The sequence below is a fragment of the Tabrizicola sp. genome, from assembly GCF_036781545.1.
Classification (GTDB): Bacteria; Pseudomonadota; Alphaproteobacteria; order Rhodobacterales; family Rhodobacteraceae; genus Tabrizicola.
On sequence record NZ_DAIQAT010000224.1, the window covers coordinates 1 to 4,172 of the forward strand.

A 4,172-nucleotide genomic window follows, 5' to 3' on the forward strand; every position below is an offset into this window, starting at 1 on the left:
GCGCTGGCCGATCAGGTCGCGACGGGCGAGGCGATCATGCGGGTCTCGAAATCGGTCTTCAAGAATACGGCTGGGTCCGAGTGGAAGAAGTTCAACGACGACACCCGCGGCTGGCTGCACGCCAACGGCTACCGCTACGACGGCCCTGGCGCCGGGCCGGATGGCGAGATTCCCGACAGCATCGAGATCGTGCCGGTCTACGACACGCAGAACCGGATGCATGTGCGGATTCCCTGGGCCGGGGACCTGACGCCGGCGCCGAAGGTCGAGGACGAGCCGAGCTACGGCAACTCGAACGCGCTGCGCTTCAAGGTGGTGCTGGCGCGGTATTTCATGCGCAAATGTCGGTAGGTAGGCCGTCTCAGGCCTGCTCGGCCATCTGGCGGGCAAGCCTCAGCCCCTTCGCCAGATTCTGGCGACCCTTCGGCCAGTTGATCGGCAGGACATCCATGATCCAGCTCTCCAGGTCGCTGTCATCCGCGCGCCCGGCCCCCTCCCATTTCGATGAGGTCAGCGTGAAGAAGTATCGGTAGGCGGTTCCCGCTTCGGCGGTGCGTCCCAGAAGGGCCCATGCGGCGGCGGCAAGGGCGGCGCGATCGGGAAAGCCCTCATAGCATTTCTCGACCGTCTCGATCGTCGCCGCATAATCGGCGTCGATGAACTGGATCGCGGAAAGATAGTCGGTGAAATACTCGGGATAGACCGGATTCATCTGCACCGCCTTCGCGGCCAGGCCCTTCGCATCCTCGATATGCCCCACGAAGGCAAGCCCGCAGGCCGCGGCGATCAGGGCTTCGGAATCGTTCGGGTTCAGATCGACGGCCATCCGGAAATGCGTGTTGGCCCGTTCCGGCGACCGGGCGATGGCCCAGTTCCAGGCCATGCTGATATGGCAGCGCGGGTCGTAGGGGTCCAGCGCGATGGCTTCGCGGGCGTGCCGGAAGGCCGCCGCGCAATCCGCCTTGCGGCTGGGATAGCCCGGGCGGATCAGACCGCGGCTGCACAGGACCTGCGCCAGGCTTGCATGGCTGCCCGCAAGGCCGGGGTCCAGCTCGATCGCGCGCAGGAACATCGCCTCGGCCTCGGCGTCGGCGTCGGCCGACCAGAGCCGCGACAACTGGTGCCCCTTCAGCCACAGGTCATAGGCCACAGGGTTCCCAGGCGTGCTGCGGGCGTGCCGCAGCAGGGTGATATGGTTCACCTGCGACGCAAGGTTCGCCGCCACCGCCCCCGCGACCGAGGAACTGATCTCCTGCAACTCGTGCTCCGCCACCGGGAACAGATGCGACCAGACCTCGCTGCCGTCGCGGCAGTCGATCAGCGTGACGAACAGCTTTCCCGCGCCGGTGCGCCAGTCCAGCACACAGTCCACCGCGAAATCGGCGTCGATGGCGGCACCCACGGCGGTGAAATCGACGGCTGTGGCCGAGTCGAAGCCGCTCGACGGCCAGGGGATCACGATCCAGCAGCGGAACTTCGACAGGCAGGATTTGGCAAGGAACGCAAAGCCTTCGCCCAGATAATCCTTGCTGGCGTCGGTATGCCGGGTCAGCGGCGGCCGGATGGTGATCCGCGGCGGGCCGCTGCGGGTCAGGGGCGCGCGACTTGCCTGCGCCGGGCCAGCCCCGCGCGGCAATGAGACCTCGCCGCTCTTGATCGCGACCAGCAGTTCGTTCGAGGCCTCGCTCGGCTCGCTGTCCAGCTCCTCCGCCAAGGCCTGTTCCAGCAGGCCGAACTGCCGCAAGGCGGCCGACTGGTCGCCCCGCAGTGCGTGGAAGCGCATGATGAACTGATGCGCCAGCTCATGGCTAGGCTCGATCCGCACCAGCTCCTCGGCGATGCGGGTGTCGGTGAAGGCATTGGCGGCGATCAGCTTTTCCAGCTGGTCGGTCAGCGCCGTGGTCAGGACCGAGCGCAGTTGCGAGCGTTCGATCTGCAACCAGGCCTCGAAGACGGGGGCGCTGGGCTGGGCGGGGCCAAACAACTCGCCCTGCCACAGCGCCGCAGCCGACAGCAGCGCGTTCTGGTCATGCCCGCTGGTGGTGATCAACTCACGGAACCGGCGGACGTCCAGATCGAAGGCCGCGCCCTTCAGCGTGACCGAGAAGCGGTCGGCCTCGACCAGGTCCTCGCCCTCCGGACCCAGCACCTCGCGCAGTTCGCGCAGCGCCTGCCGCAGGCTGGACCGCGCCAGCGCCTCCGGAGCAGGGTCCCACAGAAGCGAGGCCAGCTGTTCCCGGTTCATCCGGCAGCCGGGCGAAAGCAGCAGCAAGCCCAGCAGGCAGCGGGTCTTTCGGGTCTTGAAAGCGACCTCCTCGCCCGTCGCGATACGGGCGACCCGGCAAGAGCCCAGGAGATCCACTTGAAACCGGAACATGCAGGAGGTCCCCCAAAACCTCACAGGTAAAGTTGCACAAGGCGTTGGGGCCTTCAACAGGCGAGCGACATGCCGTCCGGCATATTCCTGCGGTTGTGGCCCGTGGGCGGCGGGATCAGCGGGTGAAGAAGGGTTTCGCCGTCATCGTGGGCGGCACCGGAACGCCCAGCCGGGTCAGGATCGATGGTGCCAGCGCCAGTTGATCCAGAACCTCATCTTCGCCCGGCAAGCTGCTGTTTCCGAAGTAGTAAAACGCAAAGTCGCGCTGGTCTTCACCGGTGCCGCCATGATGCCCGCGGGCGTCCTGCCCGTGATCGGCGGTGACGATCACCTCATAGCCCGCCTGCCGCCAGCGGTGCAGAAACGGTGCCAGGATCGCGTCTAGGTGGAAGCAGGCGTGATCCATCTCCTCGCAGTCGTGGAAGAAGCGGTGGCCCATGCTGTCCAGCGTGCAGGTATGCAGGATGCCGTAGTCTATCCCCTTGACTTCGCACAATCTTGTCAGGGTGCCGAAGAGGTCGTAGTCCGAGGGCGTCATCTGGTTGGCATGGCCGTAGCCGTGCATGGTGTGGAACCGGCCATGGGTGATCGGACCCTCCGGCTCGTCATATTCGATGTCGCGCACCACGTCGAAGGGCGCGCGATTGAAGAACTCTGACCAGTAGCTGTGCGTCACCGCCCCGGTGGTCTTGCCCGCGCGGGTCAGCTCGCTGAAAACATCCGGGAAATCAAGGCGATGGATGCCGGCATTGTCCCAGATCCCATGCACCTGCGGTGGCAGGCCGGTATGGATCGAGGCATAGCAGGAAGCGGAGGTCGAGGGCAGCACGGCGCGCATCCGCCGCACCTGCGCGTCCCCGTGTTCCACCCAGCCTTCCAGGTTGCCGAAGAGCCGCCGCCAGTTCCGCCAGGGCACGCCGTCGAGGATGATGAGAAGAAGCTTGGTCATGTCTGGAAACCGTCTGGAATGGGTATGGAAAGCGTATGGCCGAACGTATGGCTCAAGGGGGGCGGCGGCCTTTGCGACTAGGCACGGAAATCAGTTCCCCGCGCTTTCCATCTTGCGGTGCGCGATCACCTTCTCCAGCCAGCCCAGTTCCATCTCGGGCACCGAGCTGAGCAGCAGGTCGGTGTAGTCGTCGAAGGGCGGGGTCAGCACGTCGGACTTCTGGCCGTAACGGACGACCGCACCCTTGAACATGACCGCGATCTTGTCGGCGATGGCCTTCACCGTGGCAAGGTCGTGGGTGATGAAGAGATAGGCCACATGCGCCTCGGCCTGCAGCGCGAGCAGGAGCTTCAGGATACCGTCCGCGACCAGCGGGTCCAGTGCCGATGTCACCTCGTCGCAGATGATCAGCTTCGGGTTCGCGGCCAGCGCGCGGGCGATGCAGACCCGCTGCTTCTGGCCGCCCGACAATTCCGCCGGATAGCGCGCCGCGAAGCCCTTGCCCATCTCGATCTGGTCCAGAAGCTCCTGCACCCGCTTGTCGCGTTCGGCGCCGCGAAGGCCGAAGTAAAACTCCAGCGGCCGCCCGATGATCGTCCCCACGGTCTGCCGCGGGTTCATCGCGGTATCGGCCATCTGATAGATCATCTGGATTTCGCGCAGGTCGTCCTTGGTGCGCCCGGCAAGGTCTGCCGACAACTGCCGCCCGGCAAAGGTGATCCGGCCCTGCGAAGGCGGCAAGAGCCCCGTGATCGCGCGGGCGAGGGTGGATTTGCCCGAGCCCGATTCCCCCACCACCGCCAGCGTCTGACCGGCGGGCAAGTCGACCGAGACGTTCTTCAGCAC

At 65.8% G+C, this 4,172-nt stretch carries 4 protein-coding genes; 1 reads left to right on the forward strand and 3 read right to left on the reverse strand.

Going from position 1 to position 4,172, the window contains the following annotated elements; all coding sequences use genetic code 11:
- On the forward strand, positions 1-351 hold a 351-nt coding region (locus V7Q39_RS19595; protein WP_333818291.1), incomplete at its 5' end, for a hypothetical protein.
- Positions 352-361: 10 nt separating this feature from the next.
- On the opposite strand, the gene V7Q39_RS19600 is transcribed toward V7Q39_RS19595, so the two are convergent.
- From V7Q39_RS19600 to V7Q39_RS19610, 3 genes are all read right to left on the reverse strand, one after another.
- Complete coding sequence (locus V7Q39_RS19600) at positions 362-2,377, reverse strand: BTAD domain-containing putative transcriptional regulator (RefSeq protein WP_333818292.1); 2,016 nt, start codon at positions 2,375-2,377, stop codon at positions 362-364.
- Between the two features lie 115 nt (positions 2,378-2,492).
- Positions 2,493-3,326, reverse strand: coding sequence for an alkaline phosphatase family protein (locus tag V7Q39_RS19605; RefSeq protein WP_333818293.1), 834 nt, complete (start codon positions 3,324-3,326; stop codon positions 2,493-2,495).
- 90 nt (positions 3,327-3,416) lie between these two features.
- The coding region (locus tag V7Q39_RS19610; RefSeq protein ID WP_333818294.1) for an ABC transporter ATP-binding protein at positions 3,417-4,172 on the reverse strand (756 nt) is incomplete at its 5' end.